Here is a 15,803-nt window from a genome sequence, read left to right as displayed (position 1 = left end):
CGCTCGCGGCGACGGCCCTCATTCGGCCGCTTCGGTGACGCGCGGGCAACCGCCCGCCTGCGCGCTATGATCCCTTCGGCAATGCCGCTATACTGACAGAAGTGGAAGCGAAGTCGATCGAAGGAGGCAGCCATGGCGGCATCGACGGCGATGTTTGCCGATATCGTGTTCTGCGCGCTGCTTATCGGCGCATGGTGGTGGAACAGGCGGCAGAAATAACGATGACGCTGTTTCGCGCAGAGGGTCTTACCGTGTCGTTTTCCCGCGCAGGCGAACGCGCGGTGCTTTTCGAGAATGCGGCGCTCTCGCTCGAGGAGGCTGCCGTCTACGATCTTGTGGGACCGTCGGGATCGGGTAAATCGACGCTTTTACGCGCATGCGCGCGCATGATCGAGCGCGACGGCGGCGCTCTGTACCTCAACGGCGCGCCAAGCGATGCCGTCGCCTTGACGAAGTGGCGCAGGCAGGTTTGCCTTGTTCCCCAAAAGCCGTCGCTCGTTTCGGGAACCGTACGCGATAACCTCGTGCTTCCCTGGACATTGAAAGTGCATGCAGGAGAGCGGCCGCCTTCCGATAGCGAGCTTGCGAATCTGCTCGATCGGGCTGCCTTGGGGGATGTCGAGCTCGGTCGCGATGTTTCGCAGCTTTCGGGAGGCCAGCTTGCCAGGGTCGCCCTGCTGCGAGCATTCGCAACCAAGCCCCCTGTGCTCTTGCTCGACGAAGTCGATGCGGCGCTCGATCCCGATTCGGCGCGAGCGATCGGGCGGCTGACCAGGCTTCTCGTAGGCGAGAGCATGACGTGTTTGCGCATCAGGCATCGGGCGGCCGACGGGTTCGCTGCCGGCACGTTCGAGCTCAAAGACGGCGCGCTCTCTTACCGTGAAAACCCCTCGCAAGCCGCGATCGGTGGTTCGGCCCCCGGTCGCACGGGATCCGCTCGGCAATCTGCGCCGGTAGCGGCAGGGCGGGAAGGGGGGCTCCGGTGAGCGCGGGGGTCGTCGACATAGGCTACGTCGAGCTCTTCGCGGCGAGTGCCCTCATGCTCGTTGCGGGCATCGTGTCGTACAAGCTCGAGCTGGGGCAGACGCGGCGCATCGCGGTATCGGTCGTGCGTTGCTTCGTTCAGCTTTTGGCTGCGGGGTTCGTGCTCGAGTACCTCTTTGCATGGCAGACGTGGTGGCTTGTACTGCTCGCACTCGTATTCATGATCTCCGCTGCAACTCAAATCGCAACATCGCGAGTAAAAAGCGAGGTCAAAGGGTTGATCCCCGCAGTGTTCGTGTCGCTTTTCGTCTCATCGGTCGCCGTGGGGCTTATCGTGGTCGAGGGCGTGATCCACGCCGACCCGTGGTACAACGCGCGCCAGCTCGTGCCCATAGCGGGAATGATCATCGGAAACGCCATGTCGGCCATCGCCGTTGCGATCGACCGCCTGTTCTCCGATCTTGATTCCCGCTCAGACGAGATGTTCACGCTCGTGGCGCTTGGAGCGACTGCCCGCGAGGCCGCCTTCCCGTCCATCAAAGCCGCGATTGCGGCGGGCATGACGCCGGTGCTCGCCACCATGTCGGCAGCGGGCATCGTGACGATCCCCGGTATGATGAGCGGCCAGCTGCTTGCGGGGGCCGATCCTCTTGCGGCGGCGAAATACCAGATCGTCGTTATGCTCATGCTTTCCGCCGCCAATACCATCGCTATCGTCATGGCATGTTTTCTCACGTACCGCAAGCGTTTTGCAGCCGATGGATATTATTTGGACAAGGGCATCCGGGAATAGAATCAATCTATAATCGCTCTAAACACGAAAGGGTGCTTATGGATCGGGATCAAACATACTCTCTCATATCGGTGAATGCCGACGGTGATGAAGAGATCGTCATCCAGACAGGCGTTTCCCGTCAAGCTGCGGGAAGCGGCCTCGAGCCTGCGCGCGAGCGAGAGCAGGGCGCCGTTGTCGTTTCCGACGGGAGGGAAGACGATGCCGACGGCGCCGTCGAACGCGCAGCGGTCGCAGACGTCGAGGAAAGGCCTGCGGAAGCTGCTCGCAAGCCCCGTTCGTCCCAGCCTCGGTATCGCGAGACCACACAGGAAGACCTCGACAGCGTCGAGCCCATGTCGAAAATGCAGAAGATCGTTATCGCCTGCGTGTTTCTTCTTATCGTTGGTTTCGTCGTCTACTATCTGTTCTTCCGCTGATTTGCGGTAAAATAGCGCTGCTTCTCATGCGCTTCGAGCGCAGATTGCCAGGAAGGTTTACACGATGCCAAAACATGCACGAACCGACAAACGCACTGAAGAATTTCTCGAAGATGAATACCCCGATGCGGTCGAGAGCCTCGAACCCGAGGTCGTAGCTCCTTTGCTGTTCGACGACGAGCGATCCGCCCAGGCGGGCATGGTGGTTGCCGAGCAAACGGGCAAGCGCGGCCGGCACGGCGATCGAGCCGACAGACCCGAGCTTTCCGCCCAGCAGAAGAAGTCGCGGCGCATGCGCCGGCTTCTCATCGTCGTCGTGATTCTGCTCATCGCCCTGATCGGCGCGCTCGGCTACTTTACGTGGATGCTGTTCCAGGAAAGCCAGAATCTGGCAACGCAGCAGGCTCAGCAGCAAAGCGATCAGGAAGTCGATGCGCTGCAGGGAAGCGAGGCGCAGGACGCTTCGACGGCTACCGCTAAAACGACCGAAGTGCCCGATCTCGCGCAGCTGATGGGCATGACCGAAGACGAAGCGGTCGATGCGCTCAAGCGCGGTGCCACCGTGTCGAGCGAGCGGCAGGTCAACGAAGAGGGCAATCCCATGAAGCGCTCGCTTACCGTGGCGCTCACCGACGAGCCGGCCGACTCCCGCTTGGGAACGCCGACGGTGTATCTCGGCCTCGACGAGGACGATGCGGTCGTGATGTCCGGTTACTCTGCGGCGATGTCCGCCCTCGGGTTCGGTACGCTGAGCTTTGCCGATGCGGTGAAGAACGAGAACATTGTGGAGAAGACGCTCGGCGAGGCGGGGATCAAAGTTGAAGCGGGTACGGTGGAGCTTCCGGAAGACAAGGCCGATTACTCGACCTACGCGTCTGACGGCACGACGCTCGTGCAGGAGAAGTGCTCGTTCTCGGGCACCGTCGAGCTCGACGGTGCCGAATACAACTGGTCGGCCGTGCTCGTGTACGACTACAAGCTCGCGAACGCGTCGGGCAACCTCGCCGATACGATCAGGCAGATCTACCTATACTTGGAAACCCCTGGCGCCGAAGCCGAAGAACCCGAGGCAACCGAAGCCGAAGGCGAGGGCGAGGGCGAACCAGCTTAGCCGAAACACCTTGTATTGCTGATTGACCTCGCATAACGGTGCGTGGTAGAGTTCGTTGATATCTGGTAGCGCTGCATACAGGAGGTTCGCGTTGATAGACAAGCGCACGTTGTCGGCCATGCTGTTGGAAAGCGCCGGGCTGCTCGCAACCGAGAGCGATCTTTTGAGCGAGATCGATTCGAAATTCGGGGACGGCGATCACGGTATCACCATGGCGAAGATCTCCAAGCTGATCGAACGGGAGGTGGCCGCATGGGACGACGAGTCCATCGGCGAGTTCCTCGACACCCTCGGATGCAAGGCGATGGAGGTGAGGGGAGGATCGGCCGGACCGCTCTACGGAACGCTCATCGGCGGCCTTGGTTTCGAGCTTGACGACGATGAGGACGAACTTGGCCCCGATGCGGTGAAGCGCATGTTCGCCGGATGCCTAACCGAAATGCAGGACATCACGACGGCCCAGGTGGGCGATAAGACCATGATGGACGCGCTCATCCCCGCCTGCGAAGCCGCAGCCGAAGCCGCCGACGACATCGAGGCCATTCTCGAAGCCGCCGACGATGCCGCCGCCGGCGGTGCGCGGGATTCCGAGCGCTATCCTTCGAAATTCGGTCGCGCCAAAAGCTACAAGGAAGAAACCATCGGCACGCCCGATGCGGGCGCGGTTTCGACGTCGCTCTTTATCCGCGGCTTGCACGAGGGCTACGTGAAAGCCCAGCAGTCGCAATAACGCTTTCGTTGGCATCAACCTGCCGCCCGCTTGGGCGGCAGGTTCTTATTCGGGCCTACAAGTCCGCTAAAAGTATCCGCACGAAGGAGGAGCATCATGAAGATGAAGAAGTTCATCAACGATCCCGACAACCTCACGTCCGAGCTGCTCGAGGGACTGGCCATGGCCAACCCCGACATCCTCGAGCTCGGCGAGCAGAACATGGTCATCAACAAGTTGCTCGGCAGCGCCGACCGCGTGACCATCGTCACGCAGGGCGGCAGCGGACATGAGCCCGCCATCGAGGGTTTCGTGGGCGAGGGCATGGTCGATATCGACGTCGTAGGCGACGTGTTCGCCGCACCCGGACCCCAGGCGTGCGTCGACGCCATCAAACTTGCCGACAAAGGCAAAGGCGTGCTCTACATCGTGCTCAACCATGCGGGCGACATGCTCACGGGCAACATGACCATGAAGCAGGTCAAGAAGCTCGGACTCAACGCCGTGAAGGTCGTTACGCAGGAGGATGTGTCCAACGCGCCGCGCGAGAACGCCGACGACCGCCGCGGACTCGTGGGGTGCATTCCCACCTACAAGATCGCCGGGGCCGCCGCTGCCGAGGGCAAGAGCCTCGAAGAGGTTGCCGCCATCGCCCAGCGCTTCGCCGACAACATGGCCACGCTCGCGGTTGCCGTGCGCGGTGCGACTCATCCGCAGACGGGGACGCTTCTGGCCGACCTCGGCGATGACGAGATGGAGATCGGCATGGGCCAGCACGGCGAAGAGGGCGGTGGCCGTCAACCCATGAAATCGGCCGACGAGACGGCTGCCATCATGGTGAATGCGCTCGTAGCCGACATCGGCATCGAAGACGGCGAGAAGGTTATGCTCATCATCAACGGGTCGGGGGCGACTACGCTCATGGAGCAGCTCATCGTGTACCGCGCTGCCGTGAAGGAGCTTGCCAAGAAGAACATCGAGGTCGTTGCCAATTTCGTCGGCGAGATGCTCACCGTGCAGGAGCAGGCGGGCTTCCAGATGTTCATGGCCCGCATGGACGACGAGCTTCTGCGCTTGTGGAACGCCCCGTGCAACACGCCGTACCTGAAGAAGTAGGGTCGCCATGCTCGCGACGATGAAGGAGGTCCTCGATTGGGCCGAGCGCGAAGGCTGCGCGGCCGCAGCGTTCGACACGCCGAACCTCGAACTGCTCTTGGCCGCCATCGGCGCCGCCGAGAAACGGGGCGAGCCGGTGATCATCCAGCACGCCCAGCTCCATGAAAAGGAGACGCCGATCGAGCTCATCGGACCCATCATGGTGATGCGCGCCGAAAAGGCGAGCGTTCCCGTATGCGTCATGCTCGACCACGGCGAGGACCTCGAATACGTGAAGCGCGCCGTCGGAATCGGATTCACGGCCATTATGTACGACGGGAGCACCGATCCGTTCGCCGAGAACGTACGGGTGACGCGCCAGGTCGTCGAACTCTGCCACGGCCGCGGCATTCATGTTGAAGCCGAGATAGGGTTCACGACGGGGCACGAGGGTCTGGAGAACTCCGACGATACGCGCGAGAACGTCTACACCGACCCCGACGACGCGGAGCGCTTCGTGCGCGAGACGGGCATCGATGCGCTCGCCGCTTCGGTGGGCACCGTGCACGGCTTCTACAAGGTCGAGCCGAAGCTCGATTTCGACCGCATCGCCGAGCTGAAGCGCCGCTTAGGCGTGCCGCTCGTCATGCACGGGGGATCGGGCCTTTCAGCCGAGGATACGCGCCGCGCCATCGCGTGCGGCATACGCAAGATCAACTATTTCAGCTACATGAGCAACGCGGGCGTGCGCGGCGTCGAAAAGGTTTTGGCCGAAGAGCACCCCAAGTACTTCCATACGCTCGCCCATGCGGCGACCGAGGCCATGCAGGCCGACGCCGAGGCGGCCATGGAGCTGTTCTCGATGAAGTGACGACGAGGTGCCGCTTGTCGGGCGGCGCCTGGAAAGCGAGGGCGATATGCCAACTGCAACCTACATGCACATCGGTATTCCGATCACCGAGAAGAAGCCGAATATGACCTACAACGAGGACATGAAGTTCTGGGTGTCCAACGTGGACGACTACGATTACAAGGTCGAGTACCTCAAGTTCGAGGAGGGCACGCCGTTTCCCGAGGAGCTGCACCGCCGCTGGCACGTGGCCTTTGCGGTTGACGACCTCGACCATTACGCCGACGATGCCGACCGCATCATCTGCGGCCCGATGGATGCGGGCCCGGGCGTGCGCCTCGCGTTCGTCGAGAAGGACGGTGCGATCATCGAGCTGTACGAGGACAAGAACTGGTACGCATATGCCAAACGTGTGGCGGGGCCCCGATCGGGGCCCCGCTTGCGGTGAACGCTCTCTCAAATGACGGAAAACGAAAGATTTTCGTCGCGACGCAGACCGCCTGAGGGAAGCGCATAGTTTAGTGCGTCGCTCATCTGGTGAAATGCGGTCGTTTTGCTGCGGATCGTTTATCCGGGGTCCGTCCGGTGCCCCGCGGTGACGAATTCGGCGTGTTTTCTGCCACGAATTTGGGTTCGTCGATCCCGGGTTCGTTTACCCGAGCGAAATCGGTACGGGACCTGCGCGCCGACGCGTCCGATCAGCCTACGCCATCTCCGCAGCGTTCTTTCCGGCCTTTCTTCCGAAGTGGGCGTTGGCGGCCATGGCGGTACCCGAGCCGGGATAGAACGGCCCAACCCAGCCGCCCGTGCACAGGCCCGCAGCGAACAGGTGCGGGATCTGCGAGCCGTCGGGGCGCAGCACGTGCGCTTCGACGTCGATCTTGAGGCCGCCGCACGGACCCATGATCTCGGGGCGCATGCGATTGGCGTAATAGGTTGCGCCTTCGATGCGCTCGAAGCCGCTGATGCGTCCGTACTGGGTGTCTTCGCCGGCGGGCACCACCGTGTCGTTCCAGTACTGGATGGTGTTGGCGAGCCCCGCCGCATCGACGCCGATTTCGGCTGCCAGCTCTTCGATCGAGGCGGCGGCGATGACGGTGCCGTCGGCCACTGCCTCGTCGATGGTGGTTGCATCCCATGCGCGGCAGTTCTCAAGGTTGCTCTGCGCCCATACGGCGTAGCAGGGATGTCCCGTCGAACGTTCCATCTGGAACTGCATACGCGTCTTGTAGGCGTAATGCGCGTCTTCGCACACGTAGCGCATGCCCGCTTTGTTGACGAAGATGAGCCCCCATACGTCTTTTCCCGATGTGAGCTTCAGGTCGAGGATGGCATCCATGCCGCTGCCGAGGTTGCGGATGTCGGCGCCGATCTCCATGCCCATACGGATGCCGTCGCCGGTGTTGGTGGGCGCGCTCAGGCAGTCGGCAAGCTCCATCGCCCATACCTGTTGCGGGCAGAACTGGCGGGCCATTTCGGTGTTGTGGTCGATGTTGCTCGTGGCGACGACCACGCCCTTGTTGGCCTTTACGGTCTCGGTGCCCTTCTTCGTTTCGGCTTCGACGCCGATGACGGCTCCCTCGGCGTCGGTGATAAGGCGGGTCACCTCGATGTTCGTTTCGATTGCGGCGCCGTTCTCCTCGGCTTTCGCTTTCATGGCGGCGATGAGGGCTGCGCCTTCGCCGTCGGGACGGTGGATGCGTACCGCGTAGTATTCGTCGGCGTAGGGTACGTGCGATTGACCCGAGAAGTCGCCGATCGTGAGGCCGAGGTCCTCCACGTACCAGCGGATCACTTCGGGGCAGCCGTAGGCCAGGTCTTTGACGAGTTCTTCATCGACCCATTCTTCGCCGAGGGCCATGTACCACTTGAAGTGGTTTTCAGGAGTGTCGTCCTGATATTCGGTGAACTTCTTCTGATACTCGGTTCCTGCAGCCTGCGTGATACCGGCCGAAAGGGCCGTCGTGCCGCCGACTACGCCGCCCTTTTCGAGCACGAGGGTGTTTGCTCCGGCTCCTGCGGCCTCGATGGCCGCAGACAGGCCCGAGCCTCCGCTTCCGACAACGATGACGTCGACCTCGCGATCCCATGATTCGGGCGCGCCTGCGGCCTGTCCATCCGCTTCGCCTTGCGCCTCGGGTGCGCAGCCGGCAAGCCCGAAGGCTGCCAGTCCCGCCGCCCCGACGGCTGCTCCTTTGAGAAAACCGCGCCGATCCAATCGACCTGATTTCGAAATGCTCATGATGCTTCCCTTCCAACAGAGGTTTCGTTACTGCCGTTCGGCCATCCGACGCGGCGACGCGAGGGACATGCGCTCGTCTGCATCGGATGGTTTCGAACCGAGCACACACCCTACAGCCGAGCGGTTGCGCACGGACGTTTAAACGTGTTTAAACGTTGTGCGCGATGTTTAAAACGGGTATCATCCGTGCATCGTGCATGCGTAGCCGGGCGTTTTTTTTGGAGGTAGTGTCGGTGAACGAAAGCCTCGGGAAGCTGTTTGCGTTCTTTCAGAAGAACGCGCTCATTTTCTATGCGGGTATCGGCATGGGCATATATCGGTGCGCTCACGAATGGCCTCTGTGGTTCAACGCGACGGTGACCCAGGTGGGCGTTTCCCCGCTGTTTGTCGGCGACTTTTTCTTTCTGCTTGTCGACGTCGGCAAGGTCGTCGGCTTAAGCGTCTATCTGATTCTGTGCTACCGCTTCGACCGGTATCGCAGAAGCGGGGTGCTGCTGGTTTTGCCGAGCGCGCTTATCGTGGCCGGGTGCATGGTGCCGCTCGCGGTCGTGCTGGGGCTCGACCTTGGGGATGCCGCGGTCCTTTCGAGCCTCGTTCTGATCGGGGGCGGCGCGGGGATGCTATTCGGGCAATGGATAGAATTCTGCGGAAGCCTTCCGCCCGTGAAGGTGATTCAGGTTTTTGCGATCTCCTTCGCGGCACGGTTCGTGCTGTTGCCGATCATTACGGGGGTCGATGAGCTTCTAAGCACGATTGTCATCATCTGTTTGGCGGGTCTGTCGTTTATCCAGGTGTCGTTTTGCTTCAGCAAGATATCCATCGTGGAGGAACGGCCTCGCGAGGGGTTCGGCGCACGGGGCCTTTCGGGCTACGGCATGCTGTTTCTGTTCGTATTCGTCTTCGCGTTCGCCTACGGGGTGGGCGGCAGCGCAACGCAGCTTTCCCATTCGACGCACGAGACGGGGGTTGGCAACCTCGTGCCCTCTCTCGTCATCCTGGTCCTCGCGTTCAGGATGGGCGATCGATTCGATCGTACGATCCTCTACGCCATCGCGCTCCCGCTCATGACCGTCGGGCTCATCGGCGTGGAGTTCCTCGGCATCTCTCTCTCGTTTTCCCAGGTGATGGTGAGCGCCGCGTACTCGACGTTCGACCTTCTGGTGTATACGATGGTCTGTTCGAACGCGTACCGCAGCAGGACGTCGGCGATGCTGCCGGGCTCGTGCATCAGGATCATCGCGCTCGTCGCCGCCGACCTTGCGATCGTGCTCATGCGCCTGAACATGTCGTGGAACAGGGGGGTCCTCGTTACGGTGACCATCCTTGCAACGCTTGCCGTGGGCATTGCGGTGTTCGCGCCCCTCCTGGGCGGCCGGAGCGACTACTCCCGCTTCCAGCCCGAGGGCGAGTCGTCCGAGCGCAAGCGACTCGAGGGGCTCGCCGAAAGCGCGGGGCTGTCGGCGCGCGAGACGACGGTGTTCCAATTGCTGGTGATGGGAAAGAGCTCCACTGAAATCAGCGAGGAGCTGTTCATATCCAACGGAGCCGTGAGGGCTCATTCGAGCCGGATCTACGACAAGTTCGGCGTCCATTCGCGCAAAGATTTCGACGCGCTGTTTGCGGAGGAGTGAGGCGGTCGGAAACGCGTCCGTCTCGGCGCGGGTCTCGAGCGCGTATGGTGGGGTTCGGGTTTGGAGCGTGGTTTGCATCGCCGTCCCGCTTGATTGCGCGATTTCCGTTGCCGTTGCTTGTCGTGATTATTTCTTGCACAAACCGTTAAGCGTGCTATACTATGCAAGCTGTTTACTCAAGAGGGGTTCAGACCCCCACCTGGTTCGGCGCTTCGGCTGCTGATGGGTTGCTTGGATAGAAACCGCGAATACGCGGTGCACATCGAATGCGAACCCGCGGCCTGTGCCAGCGGGTTTTTGTTTGCGCGAAAGCGCAAGAAAGAGGAGGTGAGCGCGATAGCTGCTCAGGAGCCACGGCTCAACGAAGAAATAACTGCCAGAGAGTGCCGTCTGATCGGCTACGACGGTGAGCAGCTCGGGATCTATGCGGTCTCCGAGGCTCAGCGGATCGCCGATGAGCAAGGCTACGATCTCGTCGAGATCGCTCCGAATGCGGAACCGCCTGTGTGCCGCATCATGGATTACGGGAAGTTCAAGTACGATCAGGCCATCAAGGCAAAACAGGCCCGTAAGAACCAGAGCAAGATCGAAACGAAGGAAATGAAATTCCGCCCCAAGATCGATGTGGGAGATTACACGACCAAGAAGAAGCACGTGCTGCGCTTTTTGGATGCGGGCAACAAGGTGAAGATCACCATTATGTTCCGCGGTCGCGAGATGGCCCACCCCGAGCAGGGTTTGACGATTTTGGAGCGTTTGGCAGATGATCTGAAGGATGTAGCGGTCATCGAGAACCAGCCCAAGATGGAGGGCCGCAACATGCATATGCTCATCGCGCCTTTGCCCGCAGCGGCTAAGAAGAAAAAGGAAGCAGAAAAGCAAGAAGAAGGAAAGGACGAATAATGCCTAAGATGAAGTCCCATCGCGGCACCGCCAAGCGATTCCGCGTTACCGGTTCCGGCAAGATCATGCGCTCCAAGCAGGGCCGCAACCACATTCTGGAGAAGAAGAGCCAGAAGCGCAAGCGCAACTTCCGCCACGAGACCGAAGTGTCCGCGGCTGACAAGAAGGTCGTGTCCCGCAACCTTGGGCTCCGCTAATCGATTAGGAAGGGTTTGAACAATGCCTCGTGTAAAGCGTGCAGTAAACGCTCATAAGAAACGCCGTACCGTCCTCAACCGCGCGAAGGGTTATTACGGTGCCAAGTCCCGCTCCTACCGCGCCGCGAAGGAGCAGGTGCAGCATTCGCTTCAGTACATGTATCGCGATCGCCGCAACAAGAAGCGCGAGATCCGCCGTCTATGGATCACCCGCATCAACGCTGCGGCCCGCATCAACGGCCTGTCCTACTCGGTGCTGATGAACGGCCTCAAGAAGGCCGGCGTCCAGCTCGACCGCAAGGTGCTCGCCGATATGGCCGTAAACGATCCTGCTGCGTTCGCCGCCGTGACCGAGGTTGCCAAGAAGGCCCTGTAGGTCCGTTCCTGCATTTTTGAAACGCTCCCGCACCGGGAGCGTTTTTTATGAAGAGACCCCCGTTGCCGATTGCCGCAACAGGGGTCTCTTCGTCGAATATCCTCGATGGTTTACGCTTCGGCGTAGTCGGGGGCTTCCTCGTCGTAATCGCACCACTCGTCCGAGCTGATAAGCGTTTTGGCGAGGTAGGCTTCGGTTGCGGCACGCGCGGTGCCGACCACCCCGAAAACCACCTCGATGTTCGCTTCGGTCAGGGCATGCGCCGATGCCCGCTCCATGCATCCGGCGATAACCACGTCGACCTCGAGTTCCACCAACAGCGATGCGAGGCTGCCGTACTGCAGCCGGGGGTTGGGCATATTCTGGCATTCCGCGATGATGCCGCAATCGATCGTATATATGGTGAAGCTGATGCAGTGCTCGAAATAGGGGGAAACGTCAAGGCCCTCGCTTGCAACCGCAATCCTCATGGCGTTCCTTTCTTGGCAACCTTGTAACGGTTACAATACGCGATTCTAGGTATTGGGTGTTCCTTCTTCCGCCAAACGGGAAGAAATAGTAAGCTTGCGGCATGAGAAAACTGACTGAATCACACTTCGATGTCGTGGTGATCGGTGCGGGCGTTGCCGGGGCGTGTACGGCGCGCGAACTCGCACGATACGATCTCGCGACGGCGGTGCTCGAAGCGGGCACCGATGTTGCGTGCGGTGCAACGCGCGCCAATTCCGGTATCGTGCACGCCGGCTACGATCCCGAACCGGGTACCCTCAAAGCTCTCTACAACGTGCGGGGATCGGCACTGTATCCCCGCTATGCAGAGGAGCTTGGATTCTCCTACGTAAACAACGGGTCTATCGTGCTCGCGTTTTCCGACGAAGAGCTCAATGCGCTACGCGATCTCGTGCGGCGAGCCGAACGCAACGGTGTCGAGGGCGTATGCGAGCTTTCGCAGGCGGAACTGCAGAAACGCGAGCCTCGTGTTTCCCGCGCCGCGGTAGGTGCGCTTTTTGCGCCGACCGGTGCGATCTGCGATCCGTACGAAGTGGCGTTTGCGGCTGCGGAAAACGCTGCGGCAAACGGCGTCGCGTTCTTCTTCGGTGAGGGCGTTCGCGCCGTTCGCCGCCTCGGCGAAGCTGGGCGCGCGCGTTTCGAGCTCGTCACCGAATCGGGTGCGCGCGTTACCGCGAATGCCGTTGTGAACGCTGCGGGCGTATACGCCGATGAGATCAACAACCAAGTCAGCTCGGAAAAACTTCGCATTACACCGCGACGGGGCGAGTACTGCCTGTTCGATACCGATATGGGCGAGACGTTCACCAGCACGATGTTCCAGGCGCCGTCTTCGGTGGGCAAGGGCGTTCTCATGACACCGACCGTGCATGGGAACCTGCTCGTCGGGCCGAATGCGGTTGCCCAGGCGAGCAAGAGCGACGTGTCCACGACGGCGGGCGGTCTCGCCTTCGTGCTCGACGCGGCGAAAAAGACTTGGCCGGAGCTGTCGGCGCGGGGCATGATCACGAACTTCGCCGGCCTGCGTGCAAGCGGCGACAGCGGCGATTTCGTCATCGGGGAAGTCCCCGATGTTCTCGGGTTCTTCAACATCGCCTGCTTCGACTCCCCGGGACTCACGTCGGCACCTGCCGTTGCGGAGGACGTTGCGCGCGATGTGGCTGCTCGGCTCGATGCAAAGGCCAATAAAGCGTTTGACCCCCTGCGCTCGCATCGCAAGCCCTTCTCCCTTATGAGCAAAGCCGAACGGGAAGCCGCTATCGAAGGCGACGGTCGCTACGGGCATATGGTGTGCCGTTGCTGCGAAGTGACCGAGGCCGAGATCGCCGACGCCTTCAAAAGCCCGCTGCCGGTAAACTCCCTCGATGCGATCAAATGGCGCACCCGTGCGATGATGGGCCGCTGCCACGGGGGGTTCTGCTCGCCCGAGATCGTGCGCATCATGGCGCGGGAAACGGCGACGGCACCCGAGCTGCTGGACAAACGGACGCCGGGATCGTTCGTGGTTTCGTCGTCGCGGCCCGNCAGGCACGGCCATCGCAGCCGTGGGAACGCTTGCGGTCATCGTCCTGGCAACGGTCGTGCTCTTCTTGACGCTCGCTGCGTTGCTGCGTTCCGACTGGCTGTTCGCGGTCGTCGGCGCTGCGGCGTTCGTTCTGATCCTGTTTTTGCTGGGGCGGCTGATCCGCGTGGCGGCAAACCAGAACAAGGATCCGCTCGAGTAAGGCGGCTCGGGCTTTCGGGCGAGCGCATGCGAGGGCGCTTCACCGGTTATCGAGGGTGGTTGCTTCGCCTGTCCGAAAAGGCGCTTCGGCCCGTATGCCGCGTGTGCGGATTGCGGCATACGCGGCAGAAAAAGCAAGCCGTTCGTCGCGAAAGCACTCGAAAGCACGCCGCTGGTCCGATGCGGTTTTGCCAACGGGCTTTCTATCGGGGAAAACGAATTTCACGAGAGGGCGGGTCTTGCCGTGCGTCTGAAGCGGCGCGGCTTCGATGACGAATAACTCGTCTTTTCTGCGTGATCGGATCGTTCTGACGCTCGGATGGGAATCGGTTTGGCCTTGCACGGCCCGTGACGGCGATCTGCCGTTTCCGGACCCGGGCAATGCATGTTCGTTTCAATTAGGCGGTGCGGGCGCGTTCGGGGTCGCCGAGCGCACCGTTTCATTCCGCTGCCTGCCGGCTACCTGCTCCTGCGTTTGGCGACGGCGGCGCGATGCGCACGGCCCGGCCTCATATCCGACCCTGACCTCTTCGGGGTCGAAGAAGACTGTTTCGAGCCCGCTTGCGCTTTGCCTGCGGCTTTCTTCTGCGAAGGTTTCGGTTGCGAGGGCTTCGCCTTTTGGGGCTTTACCGCTTTCTGGTTGGTCTTAACGGGCGGCTGCCCCGGCGTGCGCGTTTTCTTCCGGGTGTTCTTGCCCGCTCGCGCCTGATCGGACGCAGCGGGTTCGTGAGCGCTTTGCGCCGCCCGCTTCTTTTGCGTTTTCGCGTATTCGGCGGCAGCGGCGGCGAGTTCGGGGTCCCGTCTTCCAGCAGCCCTCGTTGCACGGGCCGCGGCATCGGCTTCGGCCTGTGCGGGGTCGAAGTTCGCGAGCTCCATCTCGGGTATGGTCTTCTTGATGAGCTTTTCGATATCTTTGAGCCACGGTTGCTGCTCGGGGCTTACGAACGATACGGCGAAGCCCGTCTCGCCCGCGCGACCGGTGCGGCCGATGCGGTGCACGTAGTCTTCGGGTTGGTTGGGAAGGTCGTAATTGATGACGTAATCGACCTCGGTCACGTCGATGCCGCGGGCCAGCACGTCGGTTGCCACGAGCACGTTGGTTTTGCCGTTGCTGAAGTTCTCGAGTGCGCGCTTGCGTTGCGCCTGCGTGCGATCGGAGTGGATCGCCTCTACGGCGTAGCCCGCTCGACGAAGGCGTCTCGTGCACGAATCGGCGCGCGAACGAGTGCGGGCGAACACGATGACGCGGTTCGACCCTTTCTCTTCGAGCACCGCTTTGAGCAGGTCGGCTTTCGTTGTTTGGGTGGCGGGGATGACGAACTGATCGACGGTGTCGGCTGTTTCTCCCCGGTGTGCGATCTCCACGTAAGCGGGATCGTGCAAAAGCGATCCGACGCTCTTGGTGATCTGGTCGTCGATGGTGGCCGAAAAGAGCAGGGTTTGGCGCTTGCTCGGGCAGGCGGCGATGATCTTCTTCATCTGCGGCCAGAATCCCATATCGAGCATGCGATCGGCTTCGTCGAGGATGAGCACCTCGACGTTCGGCAGGCGTACCGCTTCGCGTTCCATGAGGTCGATGAGGCGCCCCGGCGTTGCGATGAGGATGTCGACGCCGTGCTTGAGCTGCTTGATCTGGGGATCGAGCGAGAGGCCTCCCACGACGGTGAGAATACGGTGGTGGGTCGAGGTTGCGATGGCTCGGCACACCTCGCCGATCTGGTCGGCGAGCTCGCGCGTGGGGCTCACGACGAGCATGAGCGGCCCTTGACCGCGCTGGATGCGGCCGAGCCTGTCCATGGTGGGCAGGGAGAACGCAGCGGTTTTGCCGGTACCGGTTTTTGCGGCAGCGATGATGTCACGGCCTTCGAGTACAAGCGGAATGGCCTGCGCTTGCACGGGGGTGGGTTCGGAATAGCCGAGCCGCTCGACGGCGGCGAGTGTCTTCTCGGACAGACCGAGTTCGTTGAATGGTGTAGTCATGATCTCCGGAAATCTATAAGTAGTGTGCGCCACGGGTTTTGCCGGGCGTCTGTCGTACAGGGTGTCCGTCTCAGGTACCGACGGTGCGCGCCACGCGGACGCACCGATCCATTATCGCGCATCGAAGCCGATGAGGGCAAGGGTTTCTTGAAGGTCATCAAAGGAGCAGAGATCGGCGTGCAGCTTCGGCGCATGCCGATCTCTGCCGAACGGGCCTTGTCCTTCGCCTCGCGGCTTCAAGACGAAGGACGGCTGCGCTGCACCGCGGGCGGCGCAGCGC

The 15,803-nt window shown here is 61.6% G+C and carries 16 protein-coding genes; 13 read left to right on the top strand and 3 right to left on the bottom strand.

The features are described 5' to 3' along the window. Positions 1 to 101: 101 nt before the first annotated feature. From C1722_RS06370 to C1722_RS06335, 8 genes are all read left to right on the top strand, one after another. On the top strand, positions 102 to 986 hold the full coding sequence (locus tag C1722_RS06370) for an ABC transporter ATP-binding protein (RefSeq protein WP_102378499.1): 885 nt from the start codon (positions 102 to 104) through the stop codon (positions 984 to 986). Next, positions 983 to 1,777, top strand: coding sequence for an ABC transporter permease (locus tag C1722_RS06365; protein WP_102378498.1), 795 nt, complete (start codon positions 983 to 985; stop codon positions 1,775 to 1,777). The genes C1722_RS06370 and C1722_RS06365 overlap by 4 nt, the downstream gene beginning before the upstream one ends. A gap of 38 nt (positions 1,778 to 1,815) precedes the next feature. Then, positions 1,816 to 2,196 (top strand): hypothetical protein, encoded by a 381-nt coding sequence (locus C1722_RS06360; RefSeq protein WP_102378497.1) that lies wholly within the window; start codon positions 1,816 to 1,818, stop codon positions 2,194 to 2,196. A 64-nt stretch (positions 2,197 to 2,260) separates the two neighbouring features. Beyond that, a complete protein-coding gene (locus tag C1722_RS06355) occupies positions 2,261 to 3,307 on the top strand; it encodes a histone-lysine N-methyltransferase (protein WP_102378496.1) in 1,047 nt (348 codons plus the stop codon). A 91-nt stretch (positions 3,308 to 3,398) separates the two neighbouring features. Beyond that, positions 3,399 to 4,037 (top strand): DAK2 domain-containing protein, encoded by a 639-nt coding sequence (locus C1722_RS06350; protein WP_219724283.1) that lies wholly within the window; start codon positions 3,399 to 3,401, stop codon positions 4,035 to 4,037. 96 nt (positions 4,038 to 4,133) lie between these two features. Further along, a complete protein-coding gene (locus tag C1722_RS06345) occupies positions 4,134 to 5,132 on the top strand; it encodes a dihydroxyacetone kinase subunit DhaK (protein WP_102378495.1) in 999 nt (332 codons plus the stop codon). Between the two features lie 7 nt (positions 5,133 to 5,139). Then, positions 5,140 to 5,982, top strand: coding sequence for a class II fructose-bisphosphate aldolase (locus C1722_RS06340; protein WP_102378494.1), 843 nt, complete (start codon positions 5,140 to 5,142; stop codon positions 5,980 to 5,982). Positions 5,983 to 6,028: 46 nt separating this feature from the next. After that, positions 6,029 to 6,409, top strand: coding sequence for a VOC family protein (locus C1722_RS06335; RefSeq protein WP_102378493.1), 381 nt, complete (start codon positions 6,029 to 6,031; stop codon positions 6,407 to 6,409). A gap of 255 nt (positions 6,410 to 6,664) precedes the next feature. Here the strand turns inward: C1722_RS06335 and C1722_RS06330 are convergent, their stop codons facing one another. Beyond that, entirely contained in the window at positions 6,665 to 8,203 is a 1,539-nt protein-coding gene (locus C1722_RS06330; RefSeq protein WP_102378492.1) for an FAD-dependent oxidoreductase, read from the bottom strand. 233 nt (positions 8,204 to 8,436) lie between these two features. Between C1722_RS06330 and C1722_RS06325 the strand changes: the two genes are divergently transcribed. The 4 genes from C1722_RS06325 to rplT all read left to right on the top strand — a co-directional run bounded on the left by C1722_RS06325 (position 8,437) and on the right by rplT (position 11,310). Further along, a complete protein-coding gene (locus C1722_RS06325; RefSeq protein WP_180995064.1) occupies positions 8,437 to 9,834 on the top strand; it encodes a helix-turn-helix transcriptional regulator in 1,398 nt (465 codons plus the stop codon). A gap of 327 nt (positions 9,835 to 10,161) precedes the next feature. Beyond that, the gene (gene infC, locus C1722_RS06320) at positions 10,162 to 10,737 is read left to right on the top strand and encodes a translation initiation factor IF-3 (protein WP_180995063.1); all 576 of its coding nucleotides are present in this window, start codon (positions 10,162 to 10,164) and stop codon (positions 10,735 to 10,737) included. Continuing rightward, entirely contained in the window at positions 10,737 to 10,934 is a 198-nt protein-coding gene (gene rpmI, locus C1722_RS06315; RefSeq protein WP_102378490.1) for a 50S ribosomal protein L35, read from the top strand. Before infC ends, rpmI begins: the two co-directional genes overlap by 1 nt. 22 nt (positions 10,935 to 10,956) lie before the next feature. Continuing rightward, on the top strand, positions 10,957 to 11,310 hold the full coding sequence (gene rplT, locus C1722_RS06310) for a 50S ribosomal protein L20 (protein ID WP_102375026.1): 354 nt from the start codon (positions 10,957 to 10,959) through the stop codon (positions 11,308 to 11,310). Between the two features lie 110 nt (positions 11,311 to 11,420). Here rplT and C1722_RS06305 read toward each other — a convergent pair whose 3' ends face one another. Then, on the bottom strand, positions 11,421 to 11,780 hold the full coding sequence (locus C1722_RS06305; protein ID WP_102378489.1) for a NifB/NifX family molybdenum-iron cluster-binding protein: 360 nt from the start codon (positions 11,778 to 11,780) through the stop codon (positions 11,421 to 11,423). Between the two features lie 101 nt (positions 11,781 to 11,881). Between C1722_RS06305 and C1722_RS06300 the strand changes: the two genes are divergently transcribed. Next, complete coding sequence (locus C1722_RS06300) at positions 11,882 to 13,816, top strand: NAD(P)/FAD-dependent oxidoreductase (protein WP_244902467.1); 1,935 nt, start codon at positions 11,882 to 11,884, stop codon at positions 13,814 to 13,816. A gap of 186 nt (positions 13,817 to 14,002) precedes the next feature. Here C1722_RS06300 and C1722_RS06290 read toward each other — a convergent pair whose 3' ends face one another. Beyond that, entirely contained in the window at positions 14,003 to 15,523 is a 1,521-nt protein-coding gene (locus C1722_RS06290) for a DEAD/DEAH box helicase (RefSeq protein ID WP_102378488.1), read from the bottom strand. Between the last annotated feature and the right edge of the window lie 280 nt (positions 15,524 to 15,803).

This window comes from Raoultibacter timonensis (genome assembly GCF_900240215.1).
In the GTDB taxonomy this organism is placed as follows: Bacteria; Actinomycetota; Coriobacteriia; order Coriobacteriales; family Eggerthellaceae; genus Raoultibacter; species Raoultibacter timonensis.
The sequence above is the reverse complement of the archived record's forward strand: the minus strand, read 5'-3'. Positions and strand labels throughout refer to the sequence as shown.

What these genes read in the sequence shown, in the direction of transcription:
- C1722_RS06355 (WP_102378496.1), top strand. Translation starts at nt 2,261, where the DNA reads ATGCCAAAACATGCACGAACCGACAAACGCACTGAAGAATTTCTCGAA.
- C1722_RS06305 (WP_102378489.1), bottom strand. Translation starts at nt 11,780, where the DNA reads ATGAGGATTGCGGTTGCAAGCGAGGGCCTTGACGTTTCCCCCTATTTC.
- C1722_RS06330 (WP_102378492.1), bottom strand. Translation starts at nt 8,203, where the DNA reads ATGAGCATTTCGAAATCAGGTCGATTGGATCGGCGCGGTTTTCTCAAA.
- C1722_RS06340 (WP_102378494.1), top strand. Translation starts at nt 5,140, where the DNA reads ATGCTCGCGACGATGAAGGAGGTCCTCGATTGGGCCGAGCGCGAAGGC.
- C1722_RS06360 (WP_102378497.1), top strand. Translation starts at nt 1,816, where the DNA reads ATGGATCGGGATCAAACATACTCTCTCATATCGGTGAATGCCGACGGT.
- C1722_RS06345 (WP_102378495.1), top strand. Translation starts at nt 4,134, where the DNA reads ATGAAGATGAAGAAGTTCATCAACGATCCCGACAACCTCACGTCCGAG.
- rpmI (WP_102378490.1), top strand. Translation starts at nt 10,737, where the DNA reads ATGCCTAAGATGAAGTCCCATCGCGGCACCGCCAAGCGATTCCGCGTT.
- C1722_RS06335 (WP_102378493.1), top strand. Translation starts at nt 6,029, where the DNA reads ATGCCAACTGCAACCTACATGCACATCGGTATTCCGATCACCGAGAAG.
- C1722_RS06290 (WP_102378488.1), bottom strand. Translation starts at nt 15,523, where the DNA reads ATGACTACACCATTCAACGAACTCGGTCTGTCCGAGAAGACACTCGCC.
- rplT (WP_102375026.1), top strand. Translation starts at nt 10,957, where the DNA reads ATGCCTCGTGTAAAGCGTGCAGTAAACGCTCATAAGAAACGCCGTACC.